Origin of the sequence: Mesobacillus jeotgali (assembly GCF_031759225.1) — a bacterium.
Classification (GTDB): Bacteria; Bacillota; Bacilli; order Bacillales; family Cytobacillaceae; genus Mesobacillus; species Mesobacillus jeotgali_B.
Genome location: NZ_CP134494.1, coordinates 2,267,188 through 2,282,868 on the forward strand (window position 1 = coordinate 2,267,188; position 15,681 = coordinate 2,282,868).

Below are 15,681 nucleotides of genomic sequence, written 5' to 3' on the forward strand. Positions count from 1 at the left end.
AACCGCTGAACTATCTGACGAGCAGCAAAACGTATTAAAAAACACAATAATAAAACTGGCTCACCTCTAAAAGATGAGCCAGTCTTGCTAAATATATAACTATTAATATACTCCTACAGCATCAAAAGCTTTATTGACAGCATTTACTTCGGCAGATGTGGCTCCATAAAGGTCTTTTGCTGCTTGTACAGCTCCGGCACGTGCCTGGCTGAAGTTAGTGGACGCTGTGAAATAGACTGTGTTTGCTCGGTAGAAGATTGCGCCCAATTTTTCCGTACCGATTCCTGGAACGGATACTCCATAATGAGAACCGCCTTCGCTCAGAAGGTAGGCAGCTTTATTGATGATTCCGCTGTTGATATGGACTCCGCCATTATCTGACGTGCCAGTATAACGTACAGAATAGTGATCTGGATCGCCATATTTAGTAGGATCGCTCATGGAACGAAGGGCATCACCAGCTTTATTTGGTGTGTAAATATCTTCACCGATTTCAAAATCAGGGTCATTGTTGTCATGGAATTCAGCAAGCGTACCAAAGATATCGGAAATCGCTTCGTTCAAAGCACCTGATTCATACTGGTAAACAAGGTCCGAACTGAAATCTGTCACAGCGTGAGTCAGCTCATGCGCCACAACGTCAAGTCCACCGGAAAGCGGGATGAATGTCGTTCCATCTCCATCACCATATACCATTTGCTGTCCATTCCAGAATGCATTGTTATAACTTCTTCCGTAATGGACAGTTGACTTCAGTGCAGCGCCTTTGTTGTCATATGAATTGCGACCATAAGTGTCTTTATAGTAATCATAGGTCAATCCTGCATAGTAGTGTGCATCTACAGCTGCACCATCATAAGATGCGTTCAGATTATTATCAGCATCCACCCAGAGGGTACCCGGTGTTCTTTGGCGGTTCTTGGCATCGTAGGTGAACACTCCATTTCCACGTGTATTATCCTGCAAATAATAAGCGCCGTTTGAAAGAAGAGTATTCAATGATTTCGTGTCTCCAAGAACTCCTACGCCAGATCCAACAGTGTTTGTTCCACTTAAAGAAGGATTAGTTTTCCCTGCAGTGTGAAGAGCATTGAATTTATTAATGATCTCCCCAGTTGCAGCGTTGACAAAATACTGATAATTACCCGGTTCAGGACTTAGGAAGTTCAACGTGACATGGTAAGCGTATACTGCTTGTTCCTCACCAGGATAAACAACCAATTCTGCAGATGGAGCTACTTCATAATCAGGTTTAAAACCTAAGTCGCCTTCAGCAACAGAGATGGCGTCTTTTTGGGATTTTTTATTGGACGTCTTTACAAGTTTGTTATCAAGTCCTTTGCTGATCGTTCCGGTGAACACTTTTAGAACTCCTGCTTCATCCACTCTTGCAGCCTGTGCTGCACCCCAGACAGGGACACCATTGTATACCTGTTGCAGGCGGACTACATCTCCACCAAGCTTATCGGCTTCCTGAGATTTAAAGACGAAACTATCATTTGTTCCCAAGTTGTATTTTCCTTTTGATGTTTTCAAGTAATCAAGAACAACATCCTTTGCAGCTTTTTGGGATGGGTTCGTCAGCTTCCCGGCAACAAATTCAGGAGCGCCATGGCTTTTTGTAAACTTTTTCGAAGCTGAATCCGTTGGAGCCGCAAAGCTTGTTGCCGCAACCAATCCGCTTAATGCCAAACTTGCGGTTAAACTTAAGGAAACTACTTTCTTTTTCAAATAAACTCCTCCTAAAATCAAATTCTAGCTAATAAATATTAGTAGATTATCATAGTTATACTCCCATAGTCTGAACATTTCAACAATTAAGTCGCAAAATGTCGAATTTGTATGTTGGGAAATTTTTTTGCGAATTGAGAAAGGATGCCAAAACAAAATTTGTTATAAAAGTAGTCAGAATTTATTGACTAGTCAGGTAATATATTTTTATTATTAAGTTGTAGTACCAACTTATAAAAAAGGAGGTTAAAATCAATGAATTCTTTATGGTTAGCCGTAATCGGGATGATTGTCTTTGCGATTGGCTATCGATTTTATTCTAGGTGGGTAGCTGAAAAGATTTACCGTCTTGATCCGAATTATGTGACACCGGCGCACCAATATTCTGACGGGGTTGATTTTGTCCCAACAAAGAAAATGATCCTCTGGGGACATCATTTTACGTCAGTAGCAGGGGCGGCACCAATTGTAGGGCCGGCGATCGCTGTCTATTGGGGATGGCTTCCTGCTTTCCTTTGGGTTACTTTAGGGACGGTCTTCGCGGCAGGTGTCCATGATTTCGGAACTCTTGTCCTTTCAGTCAGGAATAAGGGACAGTCAGTAGGTACAATCACAAATAAGCTGATTGGCAAACGTGCAAAAATTATGTTCTTATTCATTATTTTAATTCTTGTTTTGATGGTCAACGCTGTTTTCGCATGGGTCATCGCGAACTTATTTGTCAGTTTCCCTGCGAGTGTCCTGTCCGTATTTTTACAGATTCCGCTTGCGATCTGGATTGGTTATGCAGTGTATAAAAAGAAAAAAGGAATGCTTCTGCCTTCCTTGGTCGCACTTGCTGTCATGTATGGCGCCGCCATCCTCGCCAGCCGTGTTCCAGCATTGCAAATTGATCTTGTGAAATACTTTGGCGGGGCGGATAATACCGTCATGTTTGGCCTAAGCGGTGTTTCCATGGCATTCCTGGTCTGGATTGTCGTGTTGATGGTCTATGTTTACATTGCCTCGACTTTACCTGTCTGGAAGCTCCTGCAGCCTCGTGATTATATCAATTCACACCAGTTGGTTGTAGGATTATTCATTTTATATGCCGGACTGGTTTTCCTTCAGCCTGAAGTAACGGCACCAGCATTGAATGGAGCGCCAAGTGATGTGTCCTGGTTCCCGCTGTTGTTCATCACGATTGCCTGCGGTGCGATTTCCGGTTTCCATGGACTTGTTTCTTCGGGAACATCTTCCAAGCAGCTGGAAAAAGAAACGGATGCCCGTTTTGTTGGATACCTTGGGGCGGTTGGTGAAGGGATTCTTGCCCTGATTGCCATCATCGCGGTGGTAACCGTTTTTGCGACAAAGGCTGATTTTTCTGCTGCTTATTCAAGCTTTGCGGCAGCAAGCTCGGGAGGTCTTGGCAACTTTATCAATGGTGCCGCCCAGCTTGCGACTGGCATCTGGATTCCTGCCGATATTGCCAGAACAATTGTTTCTATCATCGTTGTCAGCTTTGCTGCTACGACATTGGATACTTCTGTAAGATTGATGCGTTATATCATTGCTGAAATAGGAAGTGAATACAACATCAAGTCTTTGACAAATGCTCATGTCGCTACAACAGTTGCTGTTGTTTCAAGTGCAGCGCTTGTACTCCTGCCAAAAGGCCCTAACGGATTCGGTTCTGGTGGATACTTGTTGTGGCCATTGTTCGGAACAAGCAACCAGCTTTTGGCTGGAGTCAGCCTGCTGCTCATTTCTATCTGGCTGAAGCGTCAGGGAAGGAATTACCTTGTCACCTTCATTCCGATGGTGTTCGTATTCTTCATGACACTCTGGGCCATGATTCAACAGGTTGTTTTCCAGTGGTCTGGATATGGAAGCGGCGAGTTGAATATGCTGCTCTTTGGCATCGGCGGCCTGATCCTGATTTTTGTATTCTGGATCATCCTCGAGGCAATAACAGCCTTCAGCAGGAATAATCCACCGCCAATAGGCAAGGAAATGTAAAACAGTGGAGGCCGGGCGACCGGTCTCTATTGTCATTTTGGAAAGGGGGTAAAGCATGATGGGTTTCTACGACAAATTCAAGCGTGCCATCGCTGTATACGATGAAATCCTCAGGCAGCCGCACAGGACCGAAATTGCCCGTGAGTTAAGAGATGAAGAAGACTTGTTCATGCTGCTTTGTTTTTCGGAAATGCTCGGTCTGCCCAATCCGGCATTTTACTATACTCTGGAACTCTATCCTGTCATCATCGAACGTTTCCATGATTGGCATCTGAGGGCAGGAATGGAAAAATCCCCGCTTGAAGGAATACGCTGCTGTTAGGAGGAAGTGTTATGTCTATGATGGACAAGAAGATCTATTTTATTGGCGGAAAAGGCGGTGTTGGCAAAAGTACAACATCCGCGGCCATGGCACTCTTGCTTGCTAAAAAAGAGAAAAGGATTCTGCTGGTTTCAACAGATCCCGCCCATAATACAGGGGATTTATTCCATCGGAACTTTACTGGGGGGAAAATTGAAAGAGCAACCCGTAATCTTGATGTTTTGGAGATTGACTCGGAGCAGGAGTCCAGGAACTACATCAATGGAGTAAAAGGAAATTTGAAAGGCCTCGTGAAAGCGACAATGCTGGAGGAGGTCAACAGGCAGATTGATATGGCCGCTTCCTCCCCTGGGGCAGAAGAAGCAGCGCTGTTTGACAAAATCACCTCATTGGTACTTGAGGAAATAGCAAATTATGATGCCATTGTTTTTGATACAGCACCGACAGGTCATACCATCCGGCTGCTGACTCTGCCGGAGTTGATGGGTGTTTGGATGGACGGGCTATTGGAACGGCGCAAAAAGGTGAACGAGAACTACGCGCAGTGGATGAATGATGGTGAAATCGTTGACGACCCTTTATATGACAAGCTGAATGAACGAAAAAATCGCTTCAAGCGTGTAAGGGAAATCCTGCTTGATGGTACTCAAACAGAGTATATATTTGTTCTAAACGCCGAACGTCTACCCATCCTTGAAACCGTCAAAGCAATCGAAACACTGCATCAGCATGGAATCCATGTAAACTCAATCGTTGTCAACAAGGTCATCCCTGAGGAGGCAGATGGAAGGTTCATGGCACAAAGGAGATCGAACGAGCGATTGTATCTAGATGAAATTGAAGAAAAATTCAAGAATCAGAGACAAATTTTCTTGCCTCTTCTTGAGCAGGATATCTCCTCGCTTAGCTCCCTGGAATTAATTTCAGGAATTTTGGGAAAACAAATTAATATGAGTTTAAACTATAGTCAAAAGTAGAGTTTTCATTTCATTAATTAGGGTTATATAAAAGCATGGTTTAATATTTTGGGAAGTATGGAAACTAATGCTATTGATAGTGGATGGTAACTGCGACACAGAAAGGGGCATGAAAATGAGGCGTATCTTTGCCGGCTCGATTACATCCTATAGTCAGTTCGGACATTTGAAGGTCCCAAAGGGCATTAGAAATATTTGTCCAGTTTGCAAGGAGAAGGTGGAGTTTGTTCTTAAGTCCACGTATCAGAGCAGCAAACATGGACTGATGACTGAAAGTGTTTGTCCCTCATGTAAAAAAAGTGTTCCGTTTGTGATCATTACAAGGGAAAACGAGACACAGCCTGATGTATACATATATGATCCACAGAGCTCAACCGATCCAACAAACCAGATACAGCACATTCCTAAAATACCAGAGGAATTGGTCAGGGCTTATAAATCAGCAGTCAGCGTCTATCTTTCAAAAGAAAATACTGCGACTGCGGTACTTGCAAAGAGAGTCCTTGAGAATGTATTAAAGAACTTTTTAGGTGACAAGGCAAAGGGCATGACTCTCGACCAGCAATTCGAAGTGCTTCCGGACCATATTCATTTAGATAAAGCCGTCACTTCATTAAGCCCTTTGATGAAACCTGAAGGGGCGCTCCATAAAATGCTTGAGTTGGAATCCGAGATGGATGATGAAATGACGGAACTAATCATGGATCTACTGGAAGATTTGATTCAATATCTGTTCGTGTTACCCGGAAAAATTGAAATGACCCGAGAACAAATTGAAAAAAAGCTAAATTGACTTTCGCAGCTTCCACTGGAGGCTGCTTTTTATATTCAATATCCGGGGATCTTTTGCTAAAGCAGGAGGGGGGAAAAGGGGGAAACAGCAGGAGAAGAATTTGACTGCAGTATTTTCAGCGGGCTTTTGTTCTCGATACTATTTTTCCTCACCCTTCCGATGAAAAAGGCTTTAGGGAGAAGGACACTGATCGCTCGCAGAATGTGGAGCAAAAAATGGGTACTTAACCTTTTGCTTGGGATCATTTTTGCTTTCTTATGCTACATCACCGTTCTGCTTTTACTGGTGGAAGTGCTCCATCTTTTGAAAAGTAAAAAACGCAAGTGAAGATGAAGTACAGAAATCATGGCCATTTCTGAAAAAATGACCATCATAAAAGTCATGACGGTCAGAAATCACGGCTATATCAATAAATATGTCCGTCATCAAAGTTTCAACGGCCAAGAATGAAAGACTTTACTCCATCCATTTGAATGGCGCTTACTTTTTTTATAGGACGTTAGATTAGGGCAGCACTTTCCCTAAGGGGCCGCGATCTTCAGCAGTTTGAAGAAATCATCGCGATTATTTGCCTCGTAGAGCAATCGTTCATGATTGAAGATGGCGTAGTATGGCAATGCTTCGATTGTTAGATCGGGGAATTGCTGGCGTGCTTCTTCAACGCTGTTCACCTGCATGGATTGTGCTTTATGGACATACTCATTATTTACCTGTTCCAGGGCCCAGTTTTGTTGCTGTGTATCTGGTTGGTATAGTTCCAATACAGCTAAATGGCCTTTTTCTTCGGCAAGTTGGGATTGATACGAAATTACTTCTTCTATGATAATCGGAAAAGTATAGTGATAGACTCGATCCTTCCTGGTGGCTTCTATAATAACCGTACTTAGCCCAGCCACATTGTTAAAAGTATAGGTATCATCGAAAATTGTTTCCAAAGGCAGAGGCCCCATTTCCAAATCACCTCGTGAGCGATAAACGGATATAGTATCAATCTGCGCTTTTTCAGGAAAGTCGATCTTCATCTTACTGAATGGTTTCGCGCTGACTGGCAGCAAATCATGAAACAGGATTGGTGGCTCATCCTGGTCGACGACAGGTCCGGTTCCTTTTTCTACCCAGGAAAACGCACCTGATTTATACAATACTTCCTGTCCGTTAATCGTGATGGCTGCTTCCGGGAAACTGATTGATTCTTCTTCTTTTTCAGACTCTGGCATACGTGACTTGTATGTGTCAAATGTATAAATCATTAAGACAGAAATAAAAACGAGTGCGTAAGGGAGCCATTTTTTATTCAAGGCTATCATTCTTCGCGGTTAGCATATTTTCGATTTCCTCAACTGATGGCGGAACCTTTGGATTTAAAAAATCATACAATCGGTCGACCTTTCTATGCAGTCTTACAACATCAATAAGTATGAGCACGAGCAAAATAATGATGACCCATAATAACATATACAACACTCCTTTTTTCCAATATAAAACAAACGGCAAGGAATAAAAAGGTGATAATGGGTAAAATTTGCGCTGTCCACAGGATTATAATACTATCTTTATATGTACTTATGGTGGTGTTGCAGTGGAAATTACAAAGCATTTATTAATGAATCTCTCGCTTCTCCTTGTTCTGCTATTTTTTACCCAGTTAATCATTGAAAGACAAGTAGAGGAAGAAAAGCGCGAAAGGTATCAATTAATCTATTTCATAATATCGATTTTTACCTGTTATATATTTTCAGTAGAAGTACAGAACGGCATTCGCTTTGATCTTCGACAGGTGCCGATGATCCTAGGAAGTCTCTATACCGGACATAGTTTTCTTCTTGCAGGTGTTACTCTTTTAATGCGAGGTTTTTTAGGTATAAACGATGGGTTCTGGGTTTCAGTGGGGGTCTTTTTTGGACTTGCCATCCTCCTCAAATGGATTCACCCATGGTTTAACAGATTGACCTTAAACAGCAGAGTCGGGGTTTCTGTCTTATTGACAGTCATTACATCCTTTTTATTGATGCAGATGGTCGCCGTAGTAAACGCCCCAATCAGACATCCAGAAGCATGGATCAGCTTCATCTTGATTCCGGCTCTTACTTCCGGTTTAGTCAGTTATTCAATTGAGACAATCCGCCAAACATTCATTATCCGCCAAAGGTTGGCAAAGGCCGATAAAATCGAAGCCGTCAGCCATTTAAGTGCGGCTATTTCTCATGAAATCCGCAATCCGCTTACAACGGTAAAGGTTTTTTACAGCTATTAGGTGAGAACAGCTATCCTGAGGTTAAAAAAAAGGAATTCATTGATATTGCTGTCCAGGAATTGAATCGGGCGGAAGAGGTGATCAATGACTACCTGACCTTTGCAAGGCCAGCGTTTGAAAAGGAAGAGGAAATCGAAGTCGAAAAGGAACTGAATCAGGTACTTAATGTACTTAGCCCATTGGCTAATTTCAATGGTGTGAAAATAACGAAAAAGTTCAGTCCGGGATTAGTCATCTCAGGAGACCAATCGAAGTTCAAGCAGGGATTCATCAACCTGATGAAGAACGGTTTGGAGGCCATGCCTAATGGCGGGGAACTGCTCATCCAGACGTTTACGACCGGTCCAGTGGTCCATATTCTTGTCAGGGATACAGGGATTGGGATGAATGAAGAGCAAATTGCCCGGCTTGGAGAACCTTACTACACAACGAAAGGACAGCAAGGAACGGGTCTTGGCATGATGGTAACATTCAGCATTATACGTGCAATGAGAGGAAAGGTAGAAGTGAAAAGCCAGGTTGGAAAGGGAACAACCTTCCATATTCGCTTCAGCAAAATGGAGTAAAGATGTCTTGCCAGCTGACTTTTGAAAAAATGGTTAATATTACTTGGCCTTTATTGACAATAAAATCCATCATTGCTATATTGAAATTAGCTGATTGCACACGTATTAGGCACTATGCAATTTGCTTATTCCAATGTTTTAAGACGTTTGAATAGGTCATGTATGAGGGAACTAGTCGTTGTGATTTGGTTAATTTTATCATGGCTTGTTCGGCCGATCTAGGAGGATTTCTTTCACATGAAAAACGGTAAAGTAAAATGGTTCAATGCAGAAAAAGGTTTTGGATTCATCGAATCAGAAGACGGAAATGATGTTTTCGTACATTACTCTGCCATTCAAACAGAAGGTTTCAAAACATTGGAAGAAGGCCAGGAAGTTTCTTTCGAGGTTGTGGAAGGTGCTCGAGGACCACAAGCTTCCAATGTTACTAAACTATAATTCTTAATCTGATCTTAAAGCTCAGCCACCAGGCTGGGCTTTTTTAATGACATAAAATTTTATACACCTTGAAACCTTTTCACTAAGAAAACCGTATTAACCTTAACAATGATTCCATAAGGGGAGGTGCATGATAGATGGGTATTTTCTTAACAATTGCCGCTGGAGCAGGGATATTATTTGCGATATCCTATTTATCTGGCAAAGGAAGCAAGAAGAAAGTTTTATTGAAGGAGAACATCCCGAATCGCCTTGGCTTGCTGGAAGAAGTGCCGGCTTCTGCCATCCTTCATAAACTGGAGAACGCACTGCCATATGAATACATCAATCAAGTGAAACTACGTTTTTTAAGTGACCACCCCCAAATTTCTGATGATGAATTCGAGTGGCGTCTTTTTGAATTAAAGCGCTATTTCTTCCTTAATTCAATTATGAAAAGTACACCGATGTTCAGCAGCAAGGTCGATGAGGTTTGGCATGACATGCTGATGTTCACAAAGCAATATGAAGCATTTTCTGAACGATATCTTGGGAAAATGCTTCATCATACGCCAAACTTGGAGCCTGAACCCGCACCCCAGGAAAGAGCGTTTTTCGATTGGGCATTCGCTCAGCTGTTTGAAATAACAGAGTATACGTGGCAGGCTTGGGGAGATTTTTTCCATTATCCAATGGATCGGGAAGTACTCCAAAAGATGAGTTCATTTAGTGACGATGAGTTGAAACAGCAATTATTTAACGTAAAAGAAGATAATCAGGAACTGGTGAATTACTTAATAACCCAGCTAAGAGCGCAACTGAGAGAATCTCAAGAAATTTATAATTCAGATAAAAAAGGGGCATTTGAAAGGCCAGTGTTATTTGGCGACCTATCCGGATTAAGCTTGGTAATGGTGTTTTATTCTTACTACTACTTTGATGAGTATTGGGATTATGCTCAAGCATATGCCTATTCAACCCAGGCGCATGGTACATCGAGCTGCAGTGCCGTATTTTGTGGTACGGGAGGGCATAATGATTCTCATAACGACGGAGGAGGCCATAGCTGTTCAAGCAGTTGTTCAAGCTGTGGCGGAGGATGCTCCTCTTAAAAAGAAAAACCTGCTAGTGGCTTGCTAGCAGGTTTTAGCTTTGGATGATTTTTTTTACGACATTCTGGAGGTTACCTTCCGTTGTAATACCTGAAAAGTCGATTCCTAGCTGGACAGCGGTTTGGGCAACCTCAGGTCTGATCCCCGTAACGATCGATCGCACGCCAAGGAGATTTAATGCGTCCATCAGTTTGAAGATTTGATGGGCTACCATCGTATCAACCATCACTACTCCAGAAAGATCGACAATCAAGGTGTTGATTCTTGCATCAATGCTTTGTGTAAGTGTTGATTCCATCAAGCCTTTTGCTCTCGTTGTATCGATTTCACCAATCAAAGGAAGAAGGCCGACTTCTTTTGTCAAGCTAATAACAGGTGCGCTCAGTTCCTTGATCAGTGTGGCTTGGGACGCTAAGCGGTTCATAAGGATTTCCATGAAAACAACGATAAAAGTTTCAAAGACATAATCAAGCGTGTAATTGATCTTCTTTTCCCATGTAAAAACATCGTCCAATGTGATTTCCATTTCCGTCTGTTTTACAAACTTCTGAACATACTCCCAGTAAACACGGCGGAAAACACCTGAATTCCATGCTACTTCTGTCAGGTCTGTTTTAGATTTGATCCGGTCAGCTGCAGTCTGGCTCGTCCATGCTGAAATGGTTTCCTTCATCTCTTCCTCAGTTTGATAAAGTGATTTTGCCACAAGACGAACATAGTTTGAATTCTGTTCCTTCACTCTATTCATTACTTCTGCCGGTGCGTCAGCAGAGTAATCCGATCCTTTTATCACTCGCTGGCGTTTCATCCAATCCTCTGTGAAATTGGTTGCATGCTCTACTAAATATTCATATAAAGCCTTTGATCTTGTTTCCATTTTTATCCCTGCTTTTATAATTTGTCATACCTCTATTGTGGAAAACCGCAAAAGAAAAGTCAAATCTGAGAATCAATTACTAACTGTTAAATAATAGACAATATAAGAGGAAAATTCAGGTAGATATTAAATTGGATGTTTGATAAAATCAGAACAAACGTTCCTGATCCTTTCCTTTTTTTGAGTGCCCAATAGATTTTTGAGTTTGATATAATAGTAACATTGTCAAAAAAGCATTTAACAATAATTTAAATAGATTAATTTAATTTACAGGGGTGATTGGGGATGAAATTTATCCATACTGGTGACTGGCATCTCGGGAAGCTAGTCCATGGAATGTACATGACTGAAGATCAGCGTGAAGTATTGAATCAATTTGTTGACCTTGTCGCAGAGGAACAGCCTGATGCTGTCGTGATTGCGGGTGATTTGTATGATAGGTCAGTACCTCCGACTGATGCCGTTGAGCTTCTTGATGAAGTACTGTTCCGGATCAATGTGGAGCTGAACACGCCGATTGTTGCGATTGCAGGCAACCACGATAGTGCTGAGCGACTATCATTTGGGAGCTCATGGTATCGCCATAATCATTTTTACCTTACAGGAAAATTAACGACCGATTTTAAGCCTGTACATATCAATGGCGTGAATTTTCATTTGATTCCCTATGCTGAACCCGGAGTAGTCCGCCATTTACTGGACGATTCATCCATCCATTCCCATCAGGATGCGATGAGAGCAGTTGTAGGAAAAATAGAAGAAAACCTGAACCCGAACGAACCAAACGTTTTTGTCGGACATGCCTTCGTTCTTGGCGGGGACTCTTGTGATTCAGAGAGGTCATTATCAGTTGGCGGTTCTGGCTGTGTCACGCAGGACCTCTTTGATCCATTCGCTTTTACTGCGCTGGGGCATCTTCACAGCCCGGATGCGATCAAACATGACAAGATTAAGTACTCTGGCTCCCTATTAAAATATTCATTTTCCGAGGCAAAACAGCGGAAATCCATATCAATCGTAGAAATGAATGATAACGGATCTTTTGATATGCGCTATAAGACCTTGAAACCGAAACAGGATATGCGGGAGCTGGAAGGCCATCTTGAACAGCTCCTGGATCCTTCCTTTTATGAAAAAGAGAATACGAATGACTATCTAAAAGTAACTTTGCTTGATGACGGGGCCATGATCGACCCAATGGGCAAATTGCGCCAGGTCTTCCCGAATGTTCTCCACCTTGAGAGAAAAATTGAATCCATTGACCAGAAGCATAAACATAGCTTCACCTCCATAAGGGAAGACAGAAAGTCAGAACTCGAGCTATTTCAACAGTTCTACCAGGAAATGACCACAAGTGATTTCACAGAAGAAAAACGTGGCGTCATGACAGATGTGATTAGCAATGTGCTGAAAGAGGAGGGGCAAAAATGAAACCTCTTAAACTGATCATGCAGGCGTTCGGTCCTTATGCCGGTACCGAAACAGTCGATTTCAAACAGCTGGAGAACAGGACGATGTTTGTCATTTCAGGGAAAACAGGTTCAGGTAAAACAACAATTTTTGATGGAATCAGTTATGCGATTTACGGCAAGGCAAGCGGGGAGGATCGGAATGGTCCTGACTTGCGGAGCCAGTTTGCGGACGATGATGTTTTGACCGAGGTTTCCTTGGAGTTTTCTCTTCGCCGAAAGACTTATCGAATCACAAGATCTCCACAACAGGAGAGGAAAAAGAAGTCAGGTGAAGGAACAACCAATGTCGGAGCGAAGGCCGAGCTCTATTTGATTGACGAAAATGGTGAATTGCAGCTGCTAGCATCCAATGTGCGGGAAGTTGATGAAAAAATAAAGGAAATCATGATCATTGACAGCAATCAATTCCGGCAGATCCTGATGATTCCCCAGGGGGAATTCCGCAAGCTGCTGACATCCGACAGCAAGGAAAAGGAAGTCATCCTGCAGAGATTATTCCATACTGAAATTTACAAAAGAGTAGAAGAGAAGCTTAAAGAAGAAGCAACTCTTTTGAAAAAATCGGTTGAGGACCAGGTCGAAAAGCGGAACTCCCATTTACGCAGCATTAAGGCTGTCGAGAATGATGAACTCAAGGAGCTTGTAGCAGCAGGCAGTGTGAATGATACCCTGATTCTCCCGCTTCTGAAAAAGGAAATATGTGCAATGGAAGCAAGGCTTCAGGTACTGGCAAAAGATCGTGAAAAACTTCAACTTGAACGCGACCAGATGCAGCAGCGCCTATTCGAAGCCGAAGCTACATTGAAACAAATTCAATCTCTAGAGACCTTGAAGACAGTGAAGGAAAAACTGGAAGCACAGGAGTCTTTATTTACTGAAAAAGAGCAGCAGTCCGTGCTCGCGAAAAAAGCAGCACTGCTTGACGCCCAGGAACAGCTCTGCCACAGATTGAAGGCTGATTTTGACTCCATTTCGAACCAGGCTGCCCAGATTACGAAGCGAATCGAAGACCTAACAGTGAAACTGAAGTCTGCTGAACAGGAGCAGCAGAAGCAAATTGACCGTGAACCAGAACGGAAGGCGGCAGTTGACCAACTAAGTAAACTCGCTAATATGAAAGAAGAGGTCCTGGCTTTTGACAGCATTGATTCCGAGGTAAAGAAAATTAAAGCAAGCTTCGATGCCAAAAAACAGGAGCGTGAAAAGGGTGAAAATACCCTTAAGTTGGCTGAAGACCGTCTCAAGGTTTTGCAGGCTGGTAAGGAAGAGGCAGAAACAGCTCAGATCACTTACTTCGAAAACGACAGACAGCTGGATAAACTGATCCGTGAACTGGACAAGCTGAAAAAGCTTTCCATTCATAATCAAAGATTCCTCCAGGCTCAAAAAAGCTTTGAAGCAAGAAAGGGCCTATTTAACCAGGCTGTTGCCCGTTTAAACGATGGCAAGTCCGCAGCAGAAGAGCTGGAGCAAAAATGGCTTCACTCCCAGGCGGCTGTACTGGCCGGAAAGCTGCACGATGGCAATGCCTGCCCGGTCTGCGGTTCAGATCATCATCCTGCACCAGCAAAAGTAAGTGGAGGCTTCATTCCGACTGAGGAGGATTTAAAAGCTGCACGTGAACAAGTATCACTTCTTGAAAAAGAGAAGAGCAGTGCTGAAAAATCCTTTATCGAAGCAGAAGCGGCCATTAGGTCTTTGACCGAAGCTGGAGAGGAATTACTTTCTGATATTACCGGCTTCCGTCCTGGATTTGAACTGGAAGAGCTGTCTGATGCTGTGCTGTTTACAGAAAGTGATATTGAAAAACTGAAAAAAGAGCAGAATAACCTTTCAATGAAGAAAGACAACCTTGAGAAAATAAAAGCAGAAATCACCAGATTCGAAGACGGAAAAGAAAAATTGCATCAGCAATTAAAACAGCTCGACGAAGACTTTCAAAAACTTATCATAGAGTATACAGAAAAGAAGACGACCCTGGAGCGAATGACTGAAAGGATACCAGAAGAACTTCGATCACTAAAGGCATTCGAGGCAAGGCTCCATTCTGCGGAAATTTTACAAAAACAGCTTGATCAGGAACTTGAACTAGCCCGGAAGAACTTCCAGGATGCCAAGGAACTGCTGGGAACGGAAAAAGCCCGTCGTGAAGAAGCTGATAAAAGGATAAAAGAAATAGAAGCAAAATTGATCATGGAACGTCAAACATTCAAAGAAAATATGACAGCGCAGGGGTTTGAAAACTACCAATCTTATAGTGAGGCTAAGATTTCTGAGCAAGCAATACAAAAGCTAGAAACAGATGTCAGGAATTATCGTGAAGAGGTCAGATCTGTAAGGGATCGTTTTACAGAACTGACAGAGACGTTAAAGGATGTTAAAAAGCCTGATATGGATACACTCCAAAATCGCTTTGCAGAATTAAACAATAAAATTAAAGAAGCTGACGAGGCGTATCAGGATTTAAATATGAAAAAACGAGACAATTCATCGGTCTTTGAACAGGTTGTTACCTTGAATGAACAAATGAAGCTGCTTGAGGATAAATATAAGCTTGTCGGTCATTTATATGAAATCTCAAAAGGGCAGAACACTTACAGGATCACATTCGAGCGCTTTGTGCTTGCAGCTTTCCTCGATGATATCCTTCGCGAGGCAAATGTAAGGCTGCACAAAATGACGAGTGGCCGATATCGGCTAATGAGGAAGACGGATCGTTCAAAAGGCAATGTTCAGAGTGGGTTGGAACTTCTCGTGCTAGACGCCTATACAGGGCAGGAGAGGCATGTCAAGACGTTGTCCGGGGGTGAAAGCTTCAAAGCCGCGCTTTCACTGGCACTTGGCCTGGCCGATGTAGTACAGAATTACGCTGGCGGTGTTTCACTCGAAACCATGTTCATCGATGAAGGTTTCGGAACCCTTGATCCGGAATCACTCGATCAGGCAATAGAAGCTTTGATCGATATACAAAGCAGCGGCCGACTTGTCGGGATCATTTCCCACGTTCCTGAACTAAAGGAAAGAATTGATGCAAGACTTGAGGTCATCTCTACACAAACGGGTAGCAAAACAGAATTTGTTCTAATGAATTGACGTTGAAATACAGCATCCACAAACAGATGCTGTATTTTCCGATTATTGGATTTCCATAAATCTAATAAA

General features: G+C 42.6%; 14 protein-coding genes. 10 read left to right on the forward strand and 4 right to left on the reverse strand.

Translation table 11 applies throughout. The annotated features are described in order from the left end of the window. Positions 1-102: 102 nt before the first annotated feature. Positions 103-1,731 (reverse strand): M4 family metallopeptidase, encoded by a 1,629-nt coding sequence (locus RH061_RS11365; RefSeq protein WP_311076158.1) that lies wholly within the window; start codon positions 1,729-1,731, stop codon positions 103-105. Positions 1,732-1,986: 255 nt separating this feature from the next. Here RH061_RS11365 and RH061_RS11370 point away from each other — a divergent pair, with 255 nt between their 5' ends. The 4 genes from RH061_RS11370 to RH061_RS11385 all read left to right on the forward strand — a co-directional run bounded on the left by RH061_RS11370 (position 1,987) and on the right by RH061_RS11385 (position 5,821). Next, a complete protein-coding gene (locus RH061_RS11370) occupies positions 1,987-3,729 on the forward strand; it encodes a carbon starvation CstA family protein (protein WP_311076159.1) in 1,743 nt (580 codons plus the stop codon). A gap of 58 nt (positions 3,730-3,787) precedes the next feature. Continuing rightward, positions 3,788-4,051, forward strand: coding sequence for a cory-CC-star protein (locus RH061_RS11375; protein WP_311076371.1), 264 nt, complete (start codon positions 3,788-3,790; stop codon positions 4,049-4,051). Positions 4,052-4,062: 11 nt separating this feature from the next. Further along, positions 4,063-5,028, forward strand: a complete 966-nt coding sequence (locus RH061_RS11380) for an ArsA family ATPase (RefSeq protein ID WP_311076160.1) — start codon at positions 4,063-4,065, stop codon at positions 5,026-5,028. Positions 5,029-5,143: 115 nt separating this feature from the next. Continuing rightward, a complete protein-coding gene (locus tag RH061_RS11385; protein WP_311076161.1) occupies positions 5,144-5,821 on the forward strand; it encodes a DUF4145 domain-containing protein in 678 nt (225 codons plus the stop codon). A gap of 521 nt (positions 5,822-6,342) precedes the next feature. Here the strand turns inward: RH061_RS11385 and RH061_RS11390 are convergent. Beyond that, positions 6,343-7,119 (reverse strand): hypothetical protein, encoded by a 777-nt coding sequence (locus tag RH061_RS11390; protein ID WP_311076162.1) that lies wholly within the window; start codon positions 7,117-7,119, stop codon positions 6,343-6,345. Continuing rightward, positions 7,112-7,276, reverse strand: a complete 165-nt coding sequence (locus RH061_RS11395; protein ID WP_311076164.1) for a hypothetical protein — start codon at positions 7,274-7,276, stop codon at positions 7,112-7,114. The genes RH061_RS11390 and RH061_RS11395 overlap by 8 nt, the downstream gene beginning before the upstream one ends. A 124-nt stretch (positions 7,277-7,400) precedes the next feature. Here RH061_RS11395 and RH061_RS11400 point away from each other — a divergent pair, with 124 nt between their 5' ends. The 4 genes from RH061_RS11400 (at position 7,401) to RH061_RS11415 (ending at position 10,170) form a co-directional block, all read left to right on the forward strand. Continuing rightward, entirely contained in the window at positions 7,401-8,075 is a 675-nt protein-coding gene (locus tag RH061_RS11400) for a LytS/YhcK type 5TM receptor domain-containing protein (RefSeq protein ID WP_311076165.1), read from the forward strand. A gap of 77 nt (positions 8,076-8,152) precedes the next feature. After that, complete coding sequence (locus RH061_RS11405) at positions 8,153-8,641, forward strand: HAMP domain-containing sensor histidine kinase (RefSeq protein WP_311076166.1); 489 nt, start codon at positions 8,153-8,155, stop codon at positions 8,639-8,641. A gap of 237 nt (positions 8,642-8,878) precedes the next feature. Further along, positions 8,879-9,079: a cold-shock protein gene (locus RH061_RS11410; RefSeq protein ID WP_311076167.1), complete on the forward strand. Its 201-nt coding sequence runs from the start codon at positions 8,879-8,881 to the stop codon at positions 9,077-9,079. Positions 9,080-9,216: 137 nt separating this feature from the next. Next, positions 9,217-10,170, forward strand: coding sequence for a glycine-rich domain-containing protein (locus RH061_RS11415; RefSeq protein ID WP_311076168.1), 954 nt, complete (start codon positions 9,217-9,219; stop codon positions 10,168-10,170). 34 nt (positions 10,171-10,204) lie between these two features. Here the strand turns inward: RH061_RS11415 and RH061_RS11420 are convergent, their stop codons facing one another. Continuing rightward, on the reverse strand, positions 10,205-11,047 hold the full coding sequence (locus RH061_RS11420) for an STAS domain-containing protein (protein WP_311076169.1): 843 nt from the start codon (positions 11,045-11,047) through the stop codon (positions 10,205-10,207). 285 nt (positions 11,048-11,332) lie between these two features. Between RH061_RS11420 and RH061_RS11425 the strand changes: the two genes are divergently transcribed. Both RH061_RS11425 and RH061_RS11430 read left to right on the forward strand, forming a co-directional pair. Further along, complete coding sequence (locus tag RH061_RS11425; protein ID WP_311076170.1) at positions 11,333-12,478, forward strand: exonuclease SbcCD subunit D; 1,146 nt, start codon at positions 11,333-11,335, stop codon at positions 12,476-12,478. Continuing rightward, positions 12,475-15,612, forward strand: a complete 3,138-nt coding sequence (locus RH061_RS11430; protein ID WP_311076171.1) for an AAA family ATPase — start codon at positions 12,475-12,477, stop codon at positions 15,610-15,612. The genes RH061_RS11425 and RH061_RS11430 overlap by 4 nt, the downstream gene beginning before the upstream one ends. The last annotated feature ends 69 nt before the right edge of the window (positions 15,613-15,681 follow it).

Coding starts and splice junctions, on each gene's coding strand:
- RH061_RS11425 (WP_311076170.1), top strand. CDS start 11,333: ATGAAATTTATCCATACTGGTGACTGGCATCTCGGGAAGCTAGTCCAT.
- RH061_RS11375 (WP_311076371.1), top strand. CDS start 3,788: ATGGGTTTCTACGACAAATTCAAGCGTGCCATCGCTGTATACGATGAA.
- RH061_RS11430 (WP_311076171.1), top strand. CDS start 12,475: ATGAAACCTCTTAAACTGATCATGCAGGCGTTCGGTCCTTATGCCGGT.
- RH061_RS11370 (WP_311076159.1), top strand. CDS start 1,987: ATGAATTCTTTATGGTTAGCCGTAATCGGGATGATTGTCTTTGCGATT.
- RH061_RS11415 (WP_311076168.1), top strand. CDS start 9,217: ATGGGTATTTTCTTAACAATTGCCGCTGGAGCAGGGATATTATTTGCG.
- RH061_RS11380 (WP_311076160.1), top strand. CDS start 4,063: ATGTCTATGATGGACAAGAAGATCTATTTTATTGGCGGAAAAGGCGGT.
- RH061_RS11395 (WP_311076164.1), bottom strand. CDS start 7,276: ATGTTATTATGGGTCATCATTATTTTGCTCGTGCTCATACTTATTGAT.
- RH061_RS11385 (WP_311076161.1), top strand. CDS start 5,144: ATGAGGCGTATCTTTGCCGGCTCGATTACATCCTATAGTCAGTTCGGA.
- RH061_RS11420 (WP_311076169.1), bottom strand. CDS start 11,047: ATGGAAACAAGATCAAAGGCTTTATATGAATATTTAGTAGAGCATGCA.
- RH061_RS11410 (WP_311076167.1), top strand. CDS start 8,879: ATGAAAAACGGTAAAGTAAAATGGTTCAATGCAGAAAAAGGTTTTGGA.